14 protein-coding genes are annotated in these 18163 nt (G+C 47.5%); 8 read left to right on the plus strand and 6 right to left on the minus strand.

Annotation, left to right across the window (positions count from 1 at the left end; genetic code table 11):
• The first annotated feature begins 3 nt into the window (after positions 1–3).
• The 3 genes from guaA (DW896_RS17705) to DW896_RS17715 all read left to right on the plus strand — a co-directional run bounded on the left by guaA (DW896_RS17705) (position 4) and on the right by DW896_RS17715 (position 3672).
• On the plus strand, positions 4–1557 hold the full coding sequence (gene guaA / locus DW896_RS17705; RefSeq protein WP_005823593.1) for a glutamine-hydrolyzing GMP synthase: 1554 nt from the start codon (positions 4–6) through the stop codon (positions 1555–1557).
• A gap of 39 nt (positions 1558–1596) precedes the next feature.
• On the plus strand, positions 1597–2904 hold the full coding sequence (guaA, locus tag DW896_RS17710; protein WP_005823591.1) for a glutamine-hydrolyzing GMP synthase: 1308 nt from the start codon (positions 1597–1599) through the stop codon (positions 2902–2904).
• An 81-nt stretch (positions 2905–2985) separates the two neighbouring features.
• Positions 2986–3672 carry an SGNH/GDSL hydrolase family protein gene (locus DW896_RS17715; protein WP_005823589.1) on the plus strand — a complete coding sequence of 229 codons (687 nt, stop codon included), beginning with the start codon at positions 2986–2988 and terminating at the stop codon, positions 3670–3672.
• Between the two features lie 20 nt (positions 3673–3692).
• Here DW896_RS17715 and DW896_RS17720 read toward each other — a convergent pair whose 3' ends face one another.
• A complete protein-coding gene (locus DW896_RS17720) occupies positions 3693–4355 on the minus strand; it encodes a Crp/Fnr family transcriptional regulator (RefSeq protein ID WP_005823588.1) in 663 nt (220 codons plus the stop codon).
• 101 nt (positions 4356–4456) lie between these two features.
• Positions 4457–5158: a rhomboid family intramembrane serine protease gene (locus DW896_RS17725; protein WP_009037060.1), complete on the minus strand. Its 702-nt coding sequence runs from the start codon at positions 5156–5158 to the stop codon at positions 4457–4459.
• A 170-nt stretch (positions 5159–5328) separates the two neighbouring features.
• Here DW896_RS17725 and DW896_RS17730 point away from each other — a divergent pair, with 170 nt between their 5' ends.
• Genes DW896_RS17730 through DW896_RS17740 form a run of 3 tightly spaced genes read left to right on the plus strand, consistent with a single transcriptional unit; the run spans position 5329 to position 9985 of the window.
• Positions 5329–7269 carry a glycogen debranching enzyme N-terminal domain-containing protein gene (locus DW896_RS17730; RefSeq protein WP_005823580.1) on the plus strand — a complete coding sequence of 647 codons (1941 nt, stop codon included), beginning with the start codon at positions 5329–5331 and terminating at the stop codon, positions 7267–7269.
• A 14-nt stretch (positions 7270–7283) separates the two neighbouring features.
• The gene (locus DW896_RS17735) at positions 7284–8552 is read left to right on the plus strand and encodes a glycosyltransferase family 4 protein (RefSeq protein ID WP_005823578.1); all 1269 of its coding nucleotides are present in this window, start codon (positions 7284–7286) and stop codon (positions 8550–8552) included.
• Positions 8553–8569: 17 nt separating this feature from the next.
• Positions 8570–9985 carry a glycoside hydrolase family 57 protein gene (locus DW896_RS17740; protein ID WP_005823576.1) on the plus strand — a complete coding sequence of 472 codons (1416 nt, stop codon included), beginning with the start codon at positions 8570–8572 and terminating at the stop codon, positions 9983–9985.
• Positions 9986–10065: 80 nt separating this feature from the next.
• On the opposite strand, the gene DW896_RS17745 is transcribed toward DW896_RS17740, so the two are convergent.
• Both DW896_RS17745 and DW896_RS17750 read right to left on the minus strand, forming a co-directional pair.
• Entirely contained in the window at positions 10066–11649 is a 1584-nt protein-coding gene (locus DW896_RS17745; RefSeq protein ID WP_005835469.1) for a DUF4270 domain-containing protein, read from the minus strand.
• 23 nt (positions 11650–11672) lie between these two features.
• Positions 11673–12497 carry a glycogen/starch synthase gene (locus DW896_RS17750; protein WP_009037059.1) on the minus strand — a complete coding sequence of 275 codons (825 nt, stop codon included), beginning with the start codon at positions 12495–12497 and terminating at the stop codon, positions 11673–11675.
• A gap of 246 nt (positions 12498–12743) precedes the next feature.
• On the opposite strand from DW896_RS17750, the gene panC reads away from it, so the two are divergent.
• Positions 12744–13601: a pantoate--beta-alanine ligase gene (gene panC, locus DW896_RS17755; RefSeq protein WP_009037058.1), complete on the plus strand. Its 858-nt coding sequence runs from the start codon at positions 12744–12746 to the stop codon at positions 13599–13601.
• 32 nt (positions 13602–13633) lie between these two features.
• Positions 13634–13987 carry an aspartate 1-decarboxylase gene (gene panD, locus DW896_RS17760; RefSeq protein ID WP_005823568.1) on the plus strand — a complete coding sequence of 118 codons (354 nt, stop codon included), beginning with the start codon at positions 13634–13636 and terminating at the stop codon, positions 13985–13987.
• A 63-nt stretch (positions 13988–14050) separates the two neighbouring features.
• On the opposite strand, the gene DW896_RS17765 is transcribed toward panD, so the two are convergent.
• Positions 14051–15697, minus strand: coding sequence for a S41 family peptidase (locus DW896_RS17765; RefSeq protein WP_009037057.1), 1647 nt, complete (start codon positions 15695–15697; stop codon positions 14051–14053).
• A 107-nt stretch (positions 15698–15804) separates the two neighbouring features.
• Positions 15805–18105, minus strand: coding sequence for a bifunctional dihydroorotate dehydrogenase B NAD binding subunit/NADPH-dependent glutamate synthase (locus DW896_RS17770; protein ID WP_016272629.1), 2301 nt, complete (start codon positions 18103–18105; stop codon positions 15805–15807).
• Between the last annotated feature and the right edge of the window lie 58 nt (positions 18106–18163).

Below are 18163 nucleotides of genomic sequence, written 5' to 3' on the forward strand. Positions count from 1 at the left end.
TATATGCAAGAGAAGATTATTATTCTTGATTTCGGTTCGCAAACCACGCAGCTCATCGGCCGCCGGCTGCGCGAATTGAATGTCTATTGCGAGATTGTACCTTACAACAAATTTCCATACGGAGATGAGAGTGTAAAAGGAGTTATCCTTTCGGGTAGCCCCTTTTCTGTTTATGATAAGAGTGCATTCAAGGTAGATTTGAGCGGGATTCGTGGGAAATACCCCATTCTGGGTATCTGCTACGGTGCGCAGTTTATCTCCTACAGCAACGGTGGACGGGTGGAGCCGGCAGGAACCCGCGAGTACGGACGTGCCCATCTCGGTTCTTTCGATTCGGAGAATGTCCTTTTCAAAGGGGTAAGGAAGAATACCCAAGTATGGATGAGCCATGGAGACACGATTACAGCCATTCCCGACAACTTCAAGATTATAGCTTCTACGGACAAGGTAGCGATTGCTGCTTACCAGGTGTCCGGCGAGGAGATGTGGGGAGTGCAGTTCCATCCGGAAGTATTTCATAGCGAGGACGGTACGCAGATGCTGCGCAACTTCGTGGTGGACGTATGCGGTTGCAGCCAGAGCTGGAGCGCCGCATCGTTTGTAGATACTACTGTGGCCGAACTGAAGGAGCAGCTTGGCAACGACCGAGTTATCCTGGGACTGAGTGGCGGTGTGGATTCTTCGGTAGCCGCTGTGTTGCTGCATCGTGCCATTGGCAAGAACTTGACCTGTATCTTTGTGGACCACGGACTGCTTCGCAAGAATGAGTTCAAGAATGTGATGCACGACTACGAATGCCTGGGACTGAACGTGATTGGCGTGGATGCCAGCGAGAAGTTCTTCAAGGATTTGGAGGGAGTGACCGAGCCTGAGCAAAAGCGTAAAATCATCGGCCGCGATTTTATCGAGGTCTTCGATGCCGAAGCGCACAAGATAACCGATGCCCGTTGGTTGGCACAAGGCACCATTTATCCCGACCGCATCGAGAGCCTAAACATTACGGGCAAGACCATCAAGAGCCATCACAACGTGGGCGGTCTGCCCGAGGAGATGAACCTCCGTCTGTGCGAACCGTTGCAGTGGCTGTTCAAGGACGAAGTACGCCGCGTGGGACGCGAATTGGGAATGCCCGAACATTTGATTACCCGTCATCCTTTCCCCGGTCCGGGACTGGCTGTCCGCATCCTGGGGGATATAACACCGGAGAAGGTGCATACTTTGCAGGAAGCCGACGATATTTTCATTCAGGGCTTGCGTGACTGGAAAGTGCAGGATGCCGACGGCAACGAGACATCGCTCTACCATCAGGTCTGGCAGGCGGGCGTCATTCTTCTGCCCGTACAGAGTGTGGGCGTGATGGGCGACGAACGCACCTATGAACGTGCAGTGGCCTTGCGTGCCGTCACTTCCACCGATGCCATGACAGCCGACTGGGCGCATCTGCCCTACGAATTCCTGGGTAAGGTGTCCAACGACATTATAAATAAGGTGAAAGGTGTGAACCGCGTGACCTATGACATCTCTTCAAAACCACCCAGCACAATAGAATGGGAATAAGACCTACTGAAATTATTAACTTAAAAACAATATAGAAGAATGAAGCAGGATATGATTGTGATTCTGGATTTGGGAAGCCATGAGAACACAGTGCTTGCCCGGGCGATTCGTGCGTTGGGAGTATATAGCGAAATCTACCCGCACGACATTACTGCCGCCGAACTGAAGGCCTTGCCGAATGTGAAAGGCATCATCATCAACGGCGGCCCCAACAATGTGGTTGACGGGGTGTCCATCGACGTGTTGCCCGAGATTTACGAAGCGGGATTCCCCGTAATGGCTGCCGGACACGACAAGGCGCTGTGCGAAGTGAAGCTGCCGCAGTTTACGGATGATGTGGAAGCCATCAAGGAGGCTGTGAAATCTTTCGTATTCGATACTTGCAAGGCTGAGGCGAACTGGAACATGACGAATTTCGTCAACGACCAGGTGGAGTTGATACGTCGTCAGGTGGGCGACCGTAAGGTGCTGCTGGCACTGTCCGGTGGTGTGGATAGCTCCGTGGTGGCCGCTTTGCTGCTGAAAGCCATCGGAGACAAGCTGGTTTGCGTACACGTGAACCACGGACTGATGCGTAAGGGCGAATCGGAAGCCGTGGTGGAAATCTTTGGCAAGGAGCTGAAAGCTAACTTGATATACGTGGATGCTACAGACCGTTTCCTCTCCAAGCTGGAAAACGTGGCTGACCCGGAAGAAAAGCGCAAGATTATCGGCGGAGAGTTTATCCGTGTCTTTGAGGAAGAAGCCCGCAAGCTGGACGGTATCGACTTCCTGGGACAAGGTACCATCTATCCCGATATTGTAGAGAGTGGCACAAAAACAGCCAAGATGGTGAAGTCTCATCACAACGTAGGCGGTCTGCCCGAGGATTTGCAGTTTGAATTGGTGGAGCCGTTGCGCCAGCTGTTCAAGGACGAAGTACGTGCATGCGGTGTAGAGCTTGGATTGCCGTACGAGATGGTTTACCGTCAGCCGTTCCCCGGTCCCGGATTGGGAGTACGTTGTCTGGGAGCCATTACCCGTGACCGCTTGGAGGCTGTACGCGAGTCGGATGCCATTCTGCGTGAGGAATTCCAACTGGCAGGCCTGGATAAGAAGGTATGGCAGTATTTCACTGTGGTGCCCGATTTCAAATCTGTGGGTGTACGCGACAATGCACGTTCGTTCGACTGGCCCGTCATTATCCGTGCCGTCAACACAGTGGATGCCATGACCGCTACCATTGAGCCGGTGGACTGGCCCATCCTAATGAAGATTACCGACCGTATTCTCAAGGAAGTGAAAACCGTCAATCGCGTTTGTTATGATATGTCTCCGAAACCCAATGCGACTATCGAGTGGGAGTGAGATTGACCAATGATAATGATAGCCTCACCTTAAAAACGGTGGGGCTGTTTTTTTTATAACAAAACAACAAAGAATAGAACAATGAAACTTTTATGTATGATTGCTGTCTTTTTGTGCATCCCCTGGGTAGCCTCTGACGCACAGAAGCAGGACTGGGGAAATTTGAAACGCTATGCAGAGGCAAACAAGGAACTGGTACGGAAGGGAAAACAGAAGGACCGGGTGGTTTTTATGGGCAACTCCATCACGGAAGGATGGGTGGCAAACGATGCCGCTTTCTTTGAAGACAACGGTTATGTGGGCCGTGGTATAGGCGGGCAGACTTCTTCCCATTTCCTGCTCCGTTTTCGCGAAGATGTCATCAAGCTTGCTCCGGCGCTGGTCGTGATAAATGCAGGTACCAATGACATTGCGGAAAATGCAGGCGCTTATAATGAAGAATACACTTTTGGAAATATAGTGTCTATGGTAGAGCTGGCACGGGCCAATAAGATAAAGGTGATTTTGACGTCTGTGTTGCCTGCCGCTGCCTTTGGCTGGAATCCTTCGGTGAAGGATGCTCCGCAAAAGATAATGCAGCTGAATGCCAGAATCCGGAAGTATGCCCAGGAAAACAAGATTCCTTATGTCGACTATTACAGTGAGATGGTGGAAGGCGACAATAAGGCTCTGAACTCCTCGTATACCCGGGATGGGGTACACCCCACTCTAGAAGGGTATAAAGTGATGGAAGCCTTGATAAAGAAAGCGATAGACAAGGTGTTGTAGGAAATCTCGGTTCAGGTGGCCTATAAGAGCTTTTCTGCGTCGGGAATCATCATCTCGCCTCTGTGCAGTTCGAGCAGGCCTTTCTCCTGCATGCTGTTCAACGCTCTTGATACTCCCATACGGGTATCATTGACCACCTGAGCCAATTCTTCCATTTTTATTTTCAGTATTTTCCTGCCTGACGGACGTTCGATATGTGTCAGGATAAAGTTGCCGATACGTTTCTCAAGGTTGTCGGTGCTTTCTGCCCAAAGACGGCTGTTTAGGCTTTGGGCGCGGTTGCTGATGATATTCATGTAATTCAGGCGGAATATGTCATATTTGAACAATTCGCTCATGACGAAAGCCTTGCTGATGCTCACTGTGTGGGTCTCGGTTTGGGCGGTATAGGCCGAGACGTAGGAGGTGCTCATCCCGAACAGAGATTGTGGCTCGATGACATAAGGTGCCTGAAAATATTCCGTGGAGCTGTATGATGTATTCGCAGATGAAGTACATGAGGAGATTTCACCTTTCAATACGAATATCAGTTGACTGCATGTGTCACCGGCTTTCACGATAACTTCGCCGGCTTTATGCTTTGTAAAGCTCAGCTTGACTTTCCCCAGGATATTGGTAAAGTCTTCTTGTGCGAGTCCTTGAAAGAGTGGCAGTTGCAGTAATGTATCAAACATTGTATTCATAATGCTTTTTCTTCTTGTTTTGAAACAAAAGTAGATATTATCAAGGTGTACTGTAAACTCTTTGCCCCTCTTTTTGTTTTTTTTATTGTTTCTTAAACGTGCTATTCAATCCTTGTAGACGAATCCTCATCCTTCTCCTCTTCCTTCTTATCGTCCTCATCCTCATTGTTTTCCTCATCTTCGTCTTCCTCTTCGTCTTCCTCTTCGTCTTCCTCTCCGGCAAACGGATCGGGCCGTTGGGGACCGTATTCCATAAAGCCTATGGCGCATAGCGTGCCTGCTATGGCTCCGCTAAGGTGTCCTTCCCAGGAAGTGGTGGCTTTGGCAAATTGTGGGAACATATTCCATACCAGGCCGCCATATAGGAACGTTATCAACAGTGAAATGGCGATAAGCGGTACATGTTTGCGCAGAATGCCGCTGAAGAACAGAAAAAAAGCCAGTCCGTATATGATGCCGCTGGCTCCGATATGCCATCCCGGTTTCCCTATAAGAAAGGTAAGCGCACCGCATCCTATCCAAATGGCAAAGAAGATGTAGGGGGCTATATGCCGGTAGAAATAGAACAGACACCACATCAGGAAAAAGAGTGGAATCGTATTGGCGAACAGATGCTTGAAACTGCTGTGTACCAGTGGATGTGCGAAAATTCCGAACACGCCCCGCTGTTCCATCGGATATACTCCCAGTCGTGTGAAGTTCCAATCCATGCCTGTCTCCAAAAACTTTAAAATGTATAAAATGAATAGCAGGAATAGGGGTATAACCGCCGCCAATGCCATTCTGCGTATATCATGCTTCATATTTCGTACAGTGATTGCTATTTTTGTACAATACTACGGAATATTTGACGAAAACCGAAAAAAAACTGACTTTTTATTTTGCCTATAAGCTTTAATTCGTATTTTTGGGCATCGCTACATGGCTTGTAGCGCATATACCGAAATAATTAACCTTTAAATAATGCACAACTATGAGTTATTTACGATTTGACAAGACCCTGATGATTAATCTGCAAGAATCTTTGCCAAGGGAGATATTGCGGACGAATAGGTCGGGAGCCTATCATTGTACAACAATTGTAGATTGTAACACACGCAAATATCACGGTCTGTTGGTGATACCGGTCCCCAACCTCGATGATGAAAACCATGTGCTGCTGTCTTCTTTGGATGAAACTGTAATTCAGCACGGTGCGGAGTTCAACCTGGGGTTGCATAAGTATCAAGGAAACCACTTCAGTCCTAACGGGCACAAGTATATCCGAGAGTTTGACTGTGAAAATATCCCCACAACTACCTATCGTGTAGGAGGCGTCATCCTTCGTAAGGAAAAGATTTTCGTACACCATGAAAATCGGATTCTGATTCGTTATACCTTGGTCGATGCCCATTCGGCAACCACACTTCGTTTCCGCCCTTTCCTGGCATTCCGCAGTGTGCGCGAGTACACGCACGAAAATGCGCAGGCAAGCCGCGACTACCAGTTGGTAGAGAATGGCATTAAAACCTGCATGTATCCCGGTTATCCGGAGTTGTTCATGCAGCTCAACAAAAAGAATGAGTTCCACTTCCAGCCTGACTGGTATCGTGGTATCGAGTATCCCAAAGAACAGGAACGCGGATATGACTTCAACGAAGACCTTTATGTGCCGGGATATTTTGAAGTGGATATAAAGAAAGGGGAAAGCGTTGTCTTCTCCGCCGGTATCTCCGAGATTTCTCCCCGCAAGCTGAAGCAGACTTTTGAGTCCGAGGTGGCCGACCGCACTCCGCGTGACAGTTTTTACCACTGTCTGAAAAACTCGGCGCACCAGTTTCACAACAAGCAGGGGGAGGAGCATTATGTGCTTGCAGGCTATCCTTGGTTCAAGTGTCGCGCCCGTGACTTGTTCATCTCCCTGCCGGGTCTTACTTTGGCCTTAGGCGAGCAAGATGAATTTGAAGACGTGATGAAAACAGCCGAAAAGGCTATCCGTGAGTTTATCAATGGAGAACCTTCCTCCTATAAGATATACGAGATGGAGCATCCGGATGTGCTGCTGTGGGCTGTCTGGGCTTTACAGCAGTATGCCAAGGAGACTTCGCGTGAAAATTGCCGGCAGATGTACGGTAATCTTCTCGAGGAGATTGTTGACTATATCCATGAACGCAGGCATGACAATCTCTTCCTGCACGAAAACGGACTGTTGTATACCAATGGCACCGAGAAAGCGGTTACCTGGATGAACTCTACCGCCAATGGCCGCCCGGTTATTCCACGTACGGGCTACATTGTAGAAGTGAATGCACTGTGGTACAATGCCCTGCGTTTTGTAGCCGATATGGTTCGGGAGGGGGGCAATGAAATTCTTGCCGATACACTGGACGCTCAGGCAGAAATCACCGGAAAGTCTTTCGTAGACGTCTTCCGCAATGAGTATGGCTATCTGTTCGACTATGTGGATGGTTATATGATGGACTGGAGCGTACGTCCCAACATGATATTTACCGTTGCCTTTGACTATTCTCCGTTGGATAGGGCCCAGAAGAAACAGGTGCTTGATATTGTGACGAAAGAACTGTTGACTCCGAAGGGCTTGCGTACACTGAGCCCCAAGAGTGGCGGATACAATCCGAATTATGTAGGTCCTCAGATTCAAAGAGATTATGCCTATCATCAGGGTACGGCATGGCCGTGGCTGATGGGTTTCTACATGGAAGCATATCTGCGTATCTATAAAGTGAGTGGCGTGTCGTTTGTAGAGAGATACCTCATCGGTATGGAAGATGAAATGACTTCCCACTGTATTGGCGCATTGCCCGAACTCTTCGATGGTAATCCTCCGTTTGTTGGAAGAGGGGCGGTGTCATTTGCCATGAATACGGCGGAAATCCTGCGTATCTTGAAGTTATTGTCTAAGTATAATTTATAATAGGAGGAACGAAGATGAAAGTTTTAATGTTTGGATGGGAATTTCCTCCCAAAATATATGGTGGTCTTGCGGTTGCTTCTTATGGAATAACTAAGGGATTAAGTTTGCAGGGTGATGTGGAAACTACTTTCTGCATGCCCAAGCCGACGGGCGAAGAAGAGGACTTCTTGAAGATAGTGGGCATGAACCAGGTGCCTATCGTGTGGCGTGATGTCGATTACAATTATTTGAAGTCGAGGCTGACGCGCAACATGACGCCGGAAGATTATTATTCTTTTCGTGACCATATCTATTCGGATTTCTCTTATATGCACGTCAATGACATAGGCTGCATGGACTTTGCCGGCGGTTATCCCGGCAACCTGCACGAAGAGATAAACAACTTCTCGGTGATTGCCGGAGTAGTGGCTCGCCAGCAGGAATTTGATATTATTCATGCCCACGACTGGCTGACGTATCCCGCCGGAGTGCATGCCAAGATGGTGAGCGGAAAGCCGCTCTGCATCCATGTCCATGCTACTGACTTTGACCGTTCACGTGGAAAAGTCAATCCTACCGTCTATTCTATGGAGAAGAACGGTATGGATTATGCCGACTGCATCATGTGCGTGTCCGAACTGACCCGCCGCACGGTTATTGAGCAGTACCATCAGAACCCCAAGAAGGTGTTTGCCATGCACAATGCCGTCTATCCTCTCTCGCAGGAATACCAGGACATTCCACGTCCCGACCATTCCAAAGAGAAGATTGTGACATTCCTGGGCCGTATCACCATGCAGAAGGGACCGGAATACTTTGTGGAAGCAGCTTCGCTGGTATTGCAGCGTGCCCGCAACATCCGCTTTGTTATGGCCGGTTCGGGAGATATGATGGATGCCATGATTAATCTGGCAGCCGAGCGGGGCATCGCCGACCGGTTCCACTTCCCGGGCTTCATGAAGGGAAAGCAGGTATATGAGGTTTACAAGAACAGTGATGTATTCGTTATGCCTTCCGTTTCCGAGCCTTTCGGTATCGCTCCGCTGGAAGCCATGCAGTGTGGGACTCCTTCCATCATTTCCAAGCAGTCGGGATGCGGTGAAATTCTTGATAAGGTCATTAAGACCGATTATTGGGACATTCATGCAATGGCCGATGCCATTTATTCCCTCTGCACTAATCCCGCTCTCTTCCAATATCTGCAGGAGGAAGGCAGGAAAGAAGTGGATGGAATCACGTGGGAAAAAGTAGGCTTGAGAATCCGCGCCCTCTACGAGGATGTGTTAAGAAACTATGGTAAATAACAAAAACAATAATAGAAATGAGAACTATCTGTCTTTATTTTGAAATACATCAAATCATTCATCTGAAACGTTACCGTTTCTTTGATATAGGTACCGATCATTATTACTACGATGATTATGCCAATGAAACCAGTATCAATGATGTAGCCGAACGCTCTTATATCCCGGCATTGAACACCTTGATTGAAATGGTGAAGAATTCCGGAGGTGCGTTTAAAGTGGCTTTCTCCATCTCGGGGGTTGCGCTGGAGCAGTTGGAAATATATGCACCGGCTGTCATCGACTTGTTGCACCAGCTGAATGATACCGGTTGCTGTGAGTTCCTTGCCGAGCCTTATTCCCATGGCCTTTCTTCTCTGGCCAACGAGGATTGCTTCAAGGAAGAGGTGATGCGTCAGAGCGCTAAGATGAAGCAAATGTTCGGTAAGGCGCCGAAGGTGTTCCGTAATTCCAGCCTGATTTATAATGATGAGATTGGTGCGATGGTGGCAGCTTTGGGATTCAAGGGTATGCTGACGGAAGGAGCCAAGCATGTTCTGGGTTGGAAGAGTCCGCACTATGTATACCATTGCTCTATGAATCCTAACTTGAAGTTACTGTTGCGTGATTTTAAGCTGTCTGACGACATCAGCCTGCGCTTCTCCAACTCCGAGTGGAACGAGTATCCTTTGTTTGCCGACAAGTACATCAACTGGATTGACGCTCTGCCGCAGGAAGAGCAGGTCATCAATGTCTTTATGGAACTCTCTGCTCTGGGTATGGCACAGCCGTTGTCTTCCAATATTCTGGAATTCCTGAAGGCTCTTCCATACTGTGCCAAGGAAAAGGGGATTACTTTCTCCACACCGACGGAAATCGTTACCAAACTGAAATCTGTTTCCCAGTTGGATGTTCCATACCCGATGTCTTGGGTGGACGAAGAAAGAGATACCAGCTGTTGGCTGGGTAATGTGATGCAGCGTGAAGCATTCAACAAGCTGTATAGTGTTGCCGAACGTGTCCATCTCTGTGATGACCGCCGTATCAAGCAAGACTGGGATTATCTGCAGGCAAGTAACAACTTCCGTTTCATGACTACCAAGCAAAGCGGTGTCGGTTTGAACCGTGGCATTTATGAATCTCCTTTTGATGCTTTTACCAATTATATGAATATTCTTGGTGACTTTATCAAACGTGTCGATTCTCTCTATCCGGTGGATATAGATAATGAAGAGCTGAATGCATTGCTGACCACTATCCAGAACCAAGGTGCCGAGATAGAGGAACTGCATAAGGAATTGGAGAAAGCACAGGCCAAGTTAGAGAAGATAAAGGCTGCAGAAAAGAAAGAGAGCAAGGCTACAGCTAAATCTGCCGCAGAAAAACCGGCAAAGACCAAGGCTCCTGCCAAAAAGCCTGCCGCAAAGAAAACAACTAAAAAGGCTGCTGAATAATATCGGCAGCTTGTCCCATCAATCAAAAAAGCCTTCCGCTCAACAATGAGTGGAAGGCTTTTTTATGGAATATCTGTCAGTTACTTGTTGAAACTGGTGTATGTAACTTCTATTTTCAGCGGAGATTCCACTTCACCTTTTGCATTCTCTTTCGGGCCGCCTTTTAGTTTGGCATATCCCGGCTTAAGGTCGTTTTGGATACCGGTCATGGTTTTGTTACCGCTACTACTTGTACTGTTGTCATAGGTAATGGAAACCGGAATCAGCAATACCTTATCCCAGTCTTCATTTTCTTTGTTCCAAGTTTTCTCCCACTCTGTCTCATTCCAAGAACTGCCGGCTTTGTCTTTGGCGGCTTTCTTGGCAGCTTGTTTTTCGTTGATGCAAGTGGTAACCAAACGGGCTATGTTGCTGAATACATATTGATTAGTAGCAAATGCATTGTGGGTGGTTGTAAATGAGGTAATATTATCCCTGACTTTGTTCTCTTCAAAGAAGCTCTTCAAGTCCTGTTTACGTATCAACAGCACGTCATTGGGAGCACTCATGCTATATTCGTAGTCACTGTTTATATTGTAATTCGTGAAAGTCAGCTTCACGGCATTCAGGGTGTCATTGGTCAGTTTGTTGTATATTGAATCGTATGGCATGATAGCTTCGGTGAAGATACCGGCAGGAGATTTGATATAAGTGTGTTGGGGTTCGGCAGCCTTTTCCTTTATCAAATCAGAATTCATGAACTGGTTTGCCTGGATAACCTCTTTGGTAGAGGCAAATACAGTCTGCATGCTATAGAACAAAGAGTCTGTACCATCTTTTTTCTTCAGTGCTACACCGGTAGTATCATTTACGTGGTGGAAACGGAATTGCATATTTAAAGCCACATAATCCACATAGAGGATGGTTCCATCTCCGTAATCGCTCTTTACATATACTCCTTTGAAAATCTTGTCTATGAAAGTTGCGGCGTCTTTAAAGTATTCGGGATGCTCGCGATAAACCTTCAATATTCTGTCTTCGCCGAAAGTTTTCTTGTCCAATGGGAACGTCACATTGGGATAGAAAGTGTAATAACCGTTATTGTCTTTTTCAAATCTCACAGAGTCCGGAACAGACGTATCGAAAGCTGAATAAGCCTTACGTCCGAGCAGGGACTTGGGGTCGTACTTGTTGTAGTACTCTTCCGGATTGATATTGGTATAGCGATTTTTGTCCAGCTTCTTGTCCAATTCATAGATACTCATCCGGCATGCATTCAGGGAGTCGCCGAACCAACTGGAATAATAGACTGCAAGTTGCACTGAAACTACCGAGTCGGCAGTCATTGTACCAGTTGCCTTGATTGGATTTCCTTCACTGTCCCGTTCGGTCACTTTATACACTTCCGGAAGGGAGAAGTTTTCCGTACAGTTCAGCTCCGTAAGGAAACTTGTTTCGTAATAACCGAATTCCGGGTCGGAAAACTTGCCTATATAGCCGGTACTCGTTTTGGCAAATACAGAATCAACGGCAAATGAACGTGTTGTTACATTAAAAGTAGTAGTATGCGCTGACATGCCGTCAGAATCGGGCAACATACCCAGACCTAATGTTCCGGTGTTGTCATCGCATCCAAAGAAAGTCAGGACTGCCAAAAGCAATGTTCCCAGGTATCTTACTTTCATAGTTTTAACTGTCTAAATCGATTTTATTTTTGTTCTGTTTCCCATACCTTGTCGTAGAAGTCATTGCAGGCTTCAGCAAAGTTCTCGGGAGATTGATATTCCAATACCGGTTTTCCGGATTCGCGGGCATAGTTCAGTACTTCCTCATTGACGTGTTCGCTTTGCTGGATAATGCCGTCGGAGAAGTCAGCAGCCAGTTTGCAAAGTGCTGTGTAGTCAATGGGTTCCTTCAATCCTGCAATATCTTTCTTGGCGATGCCTTTCAACAATAGCTTGTTAGAGAAGTCTGCGTGGAAAGGTTGTTTGAAGTCATCTTCATAAAGGGAAAATATGACCTTGGCATCTCTGAAGGAAGGTTCGTCTTTATAGACTTTTTTGATGTACAGAGGCGCTAAAGCGGTCATCCAGCCGTGGCAGTGGATGATGTCGGGACACCAACGCAGTTTCTTCACCGTTTCCAGTACGCCGCGGGCATAGAAGATGGCACGGGCATCATTGTCTTCATACTCTTCACCATTTTCGTCTGTTACCTGCAAGCGGTTCTGGAAGTAGTCATCGTTGTCGATGAAGTATACTTGCATACGTGCAGACTGGATAGAGGCAACCTTGATGATGAGCGGGTGATCGGTATCGTCAATGATGAGGTTCATGCCGGAGAGTCGTATCACCTCATGCAGCTGGTTTCTGCGTTCGTTGATATTTCCCCATTTGGGCATAAACGTTCTGATTTCTCTGCCTTTTTCTTGAATAGCCTGAGGTAGGTTTCTGCCTACGAGGGACATTTCGGATTCTGAAACGTAAGGGGTAATTTCTTGGGTTATAAATAAAACCTTGTTCGCCTTTGTCATAATAACAATGTTCTCAATTATTCTGCAAAGATATAAAAAAAATCGGGCAATAAAGCAAACGGAGCCCGTCTATAATTCCTTATGAATTGTTAACTGCTTGTTATTCAGTGAGACAGCTGCTTCTGGAATTGCCGGAAAGTGTACTGAGTTTTGCATTAATTTGCGATATTTCTTCTTTATATGCTAAATAATGGTTTATTTTGCACCGCTTTTGCGAACAACCAAGTTATTATATAACCAATTAAAATGGAAATAGTACATACTATCAAGGACTTGCAGGCCGGACTTTCGGCTTTGAGAGCCCAAGGAAAGAAGGTAGGTCTGGTGCCAACGATGGGTGCCTTGCATGCCGGTCATGCCTCATTGGTGAAACGTTGTGTGGCAGAAAACGACGCTGCCGTAGTAAGCGTTTTTGTAAATCCGACCCAGTTTAATGACAAGAATGATTTAGTGAAATATCCCCGTACGCCGGAGGCTGATTGCCGTTTGCTGGAGGAGTGTGGAGCGGCATTTGTCTTTGCACCTTCAGTGGAAGAGATGTATCCGGAACCGGATACCCGCCGTTTCAGCTATGCGCCGCTGGACACAGTGATGGAAGGGGCATTCCGTCCGGAACATTTTAACGGTGTCTGCCAGATTGTGAGCAAACTGTTTGATGCTGTGCAGCCGGATCGTGCCTACTTCGGCGAGAAAGATTTCCAGCAGCTGGCAATTATTCGCGAGATGGTCTGCCAGATGAAGTATCCTTTGGAAATTGTAGGGTGTCCGATTGTGCGTGAGGAAGACGGGTTGGCTCTGAGCAGTCGCAATGCCCGTTTATCTGCCGAAGAACGTAAAAATGCACTGAAAATTTCGCAGACTTTATTTGAAAGTCGTACCTTTGGAGCTTCACATACGGTAGCTGAGACACAGAAGTTTGTGGAAGACACCATCGCAGCCGCCCCCGGATTGCGTTTGGAATACTTTGAGCTGGTGGATGGCAATACCTTACAGAAGATTACCGATTGGGAGGAAACTTCTTATGCTGTGGGTTGCATCACAGTATTCTGTGGGGAAGTTCGTCTGATTGATAATATCAAGTACAAAGAGCCTGCTGCCTTGTAATTTATAATTAGTAATTCGTAATTTATAAAGATATGATGATTGAAGTGTTGAAGTCGAAAATCCATTGTGCCCGCGTCACGGAAGCGAACCTGAACTATATGGGAAGCATTACGATTGATGAAGATTTGATGGATGCCGCCAACATGATTGCCGGCGAGAAGGTGTATATAGCCGACAATAATAACGGTGAACGTTTTGAAACCTACATTATTAAAGGCGAGCGTGGCTCTGGCAAAATTTGCCTGAACGGTGCGGCAGCCCGCAAGGTGCAACCTGATGACATCGTTATTATCATGTCCTACGCGCTGATGGACTTTGAAGAAGCCAAGTCGTTCAAGCCGACGGTGATTTTCCCCGACCCGGCAACGAACAAGGTGGTGAAGTAGTCTCCATATTGAAATATGGAAATAAAGCTCTGTTTGCAATTTATTTGTAAACGGGGCTTTGTTTTACTTCTGATTCTTCTCCGCAGGGTTCGTATGAGAATGAGGAGCCGATTTAATCTTGTCGAGTAAATACAGAATCTCAGTTTGGACATCGAAATTATATCTTTGGTAATCCTGATAGGTGGGCATCAAGTCTGGATAAAGTGTGTGGGCACACCGGTCTTTGCCCGGAAAGCATATTTGTATGGAGTTGGAGATAGAGCCTTGCATACCGGTATAGGGTAGCCGGAATAAGGTTTGTTCCATGTAGGTATTGGGGGCTTGTCCGCTGGGTATTCCTACAAGGGTAGCACCCATTTTCCACAGATAGAAAGTGTAGTGGAAAGCTGCACTGAAGGTACGTTCGTTGGTAATGACGTAAATGTGTTCCGGAGTATAGAGCGCCTTTCCTTGTTGCTTTCTCAGTTCTTCCGGCACACTGGATATACAGTTCTTGATGAAGTCGGTCCGTCGCTGTTCTATGTTTGTGGTGTCTGCTTCGTCCGTACTAAAAGTGTAGTCACCGTAGGCATAGTCTGTTCCGTATGCTTGGTTGAAATCCTGTAAGTTTGTCTGTAGTTTTTGCATGTAGAGGGGAGAGATGATACGATAGAATTCTATATCCATATCCGTTTGCAGGAAGTGGTCGCCGAACAGTTGGTAAAGTGTGGGTAGGACAATTGGAGTCCAGCCACCGCTATTGTTGCGCAAATCTATGATGAGGGTGGAGGAGGCTTCCTTCTTCATCTCTTTCAGCATATGGGCGAAAACTTCGGAAAGGGACGGGAGTTGCCGAATGGCTAGCAGGGTATCGGCGGGCATCTCTTGTTTCAGGATATCCCGATAATAGAATCCTATTTGCCGGTATAAATCTTTCAGCCCTTGTTTTTGCATATACTCAAAATTATCCCGTGCCATGATACTGTTGATATTGATGAGCATTATTTGCTTGTCGTTGTCTATGAACTGATAGGCCAGTTGTTTGTCTGTATAAGCTTTCCAACTGTTATTGTGTTGCATGGGTGTGTTTTGCACTTCCTGCCTTGACAATAAGGGAAGGGTTAATCCTCTTGATTTGCCGTCGGGAGTAAGAAGTGAGAGGTGAAGGTTGTCTTTCATTTCAGGGAAAAGCTGTCTCAAGAAATGTTCCGTAGGCATGGACCTGCATAGATTGGCATAACGGTCATATAGGTTTTCACTGGCTTGGATAGCGGCAGTGCGGGCCAGTACCTCTTCTAAAGAATCTCCGTTGATGGTTGTGATACGGCTACCTAACAAGTCTTTGTACGTTTCAGGGATTCCTTGAAGTATAATGCCGTCGGGGATGGTGCGTACTTCCAGTGCCAGGTAACGCTGATTTGCTTGTTGATTGGCTGTGGGAGGTAAAAGGTAGGTATGTCCGTCTTGCAGATTGGATAGGAAAATGCTTACCTTGTCAAAAAAGGTCTGTTTCGTACCGGGAGTCCGGCGTAACTCGTTCTCCAGATGGAAAGCTTGTTCGTAGAAGAATACTTTTCCTCCGAAGCCGCTGTAAGGGTCGGGATGGGTTGCTGCCAGTTCTTTTACCAGATACCGAAAGTCTGAGGCAAGGGAATCCCCGTTTAGGGGCTCTTGGGCGCTTGCCAATAGGGAAGCCAGACAGGGAAGGAGGGATAGATAAATACGTTTCATATTCTTGAAATATTTAAATTGTATGCTAGAAGGGGAAAGTAGAGGGAGAGGTTGTAGTAGAATAAAAAAGGTGGAGTTCGTATGTCTCCACCTTTCATGACAGATTCTTATTTTTTTAGCTGCTCATTCATCGCTGCTGCTGCCTTTCGTCCGTCTCCCATGGCAAGGATTACGGTGGCACCTCCGCGGACAATGTCGCCTCCGGCAAAGATGGTCGGGATGGACGACTGCATGTTATCATTGACGGCAATCGTTCCCTTCCGGCCCAATTCCAATCCCTTGATGGAGCTTGGGACAATCGGGTTGGGAGATACACCTACGCTGACGATGGCAAGGTCGATGTCGATGGTTTCCGTGGCTCCGGGGATGGGTACGGGACTGCGGCGTCCGCTGGCATCCGGTTCACCCAGTTCCATTTTCTGAAGCACCACTTGTTTCACTTTTCCTTGTTCGTCGGCAATGTATTCGATTGGGTTGTGGAGGGTCAGGAATTCTACACCTTCTTCCTTGGCATGTTTCACCTCCTCGATACGTGCCGGCATTTCTTCTTCCGAACGACGGTAGATAATCATGGCACGCTCTGCACCGAGACGGCGTGCGGTACGTACGGAGTCCATAGCTGTATTTCCACCACCTATCACGGCTACGCATTTGCCGAAAGGAACCGGAGTATCGGAGTCTTCACTGGCGGCATCCATCAGATTGACACGGGTCAGGTATTCATTGGACGAGAGGATATTGATGGAGTTCTCGCCGGGGATGTTCATAAAGTTGGGCAGTCCTGCACCGGAAGCTACGAATATGCCTTTGAAGCCTTCCTCTTCCAGTTGTTCCACGCTGAGCGTCTTGCCGATGATACAGTCCTTGACGAATTCTACTCCCATTTTGGCAAGGTTGTCAATTTCCACATCCACCACTTTGTTGGGCAGGCGGAACTCAGGAATGCCATATTTCAATACACCACCAATCTCGTGCAGTGCTTCGAAAACAGTCACGTCATAGCCATACTTCGCCATATCTCCGGCAAATGACAGACCGGCGGGACCCGAACCGATGACAGCTACTTTGATACCGTTCTTTTCCTTGATTTCAGGTATGGAGATTTGTCCGCTCTCCCGTTCGTAGTCAGCGGCAAAACGTTCCAGATAGCCGATGGCTACCGGCTTTTCGTTCATTTTCAGATGGATACATTTGGATTCGCACTGTTTCTCCTGCGGGCAGACGCGACCGCAGACGGCAGGCAGTGCACTGGTTTCTTTCAGTGTCTTGGCTGCTTCGAGGAATTCACCGCGCTCAATGTTCTTGATGAAGCGGGGGATGTCGATACCTACCGGACAACCTTCCGTACATCCGGGGTTGGCGCAGTCCAAGCAACGTTTGGCCTCTGTCAGCGCTTGTTCTTTCGTTAACCCTTGGTTGACTTCCTCCTTGCGGCTGTGCGAGCGGTATTCTGCATCGAGCTCGTTCATCTCCACGCGTGGAATGGCAGTCCGTTCTTTGGCTTTCATGGATTTGCGTAACTCCTGGCGCCATGCAGCATTACGGCTTTTCTCATCTTCCATGTTTTCACCGGTAGCTTGGCAGGTCTGAGGTTCTTCCAGCTTGTGCATCTCCTCGCGTTCGATGTTTTTAAAAGCGCCCATACGCTTCAGCATCTCGTCGAAGTCCACTTGATGTCCGTCGAACTCAGGGCCGTCCACACATACAAATTTGGTCTTTCCTCCGATGGTGATTCGGCAGGCGCCACACATGCCGGTACCGTCAACCATAATCGTATTCAGGGATACATCCGTGGGGATTTCGTATTTCTTTGTCAGCAAACAAACAAATTTCATCATGATGGCGGGGCCGATGGCGAAACACTTGTTCACCTTCTCGCGCTTGATGACTTCTTCTACGCCTTCCGTCACCAGACCTTTTCGTCCGTAGGAACCGTCGTCGGTCATGATAATGACTTCGTCGGAGCTTTCGCGCATCTCCTTTTCAAGGATGATCAGTTCTTTGGTACGTCCTGCCAGTACGGTGATGACGCGGTTGCCGGCAGCTTTCAGCGCTTGCACGATAGGGAGCATGGGAGCTACGCCTACACCACCTCCGGCACAGACCACAGTACCGAAGTTGTCAATGTGCGTAGCTTGTCCCAACGGGCCGACAACATCCGTAATATAATCGCCTTCGTTCAGTTCGCAAAGACGGGTAGAGGAGAGCCCGACTTCCTGAACCACCAGTGTGATGGTTCCCTTTACCGGGTCGGCTTCCGCAATGGTAAGCGGCATACGTTCGCCTTTTTCGCCCACACGTACAATGACAAAGTGCCCTGCCTTACGTGATTTGGCAATCAATGGTGCTTCAATGACTAACTTAAAGACCTTTTCAGAAAAGTGTTCTTTGCTAATGATTTTATTCATTATCTAATAATTTTGTTGGTGTAATTACGCAATTACTGTCAGATTGATAGATTTTGCA

It is taken from the genome of Bacteroides sp. AM41-16, from assembly GCF_003603495.1.
Lineage (GTDB): Bacteria > Bacteroidota > Bacteroidia > Bacteroidales > Bacteroidaceae > Bacteroides > Bacteroides uniformis.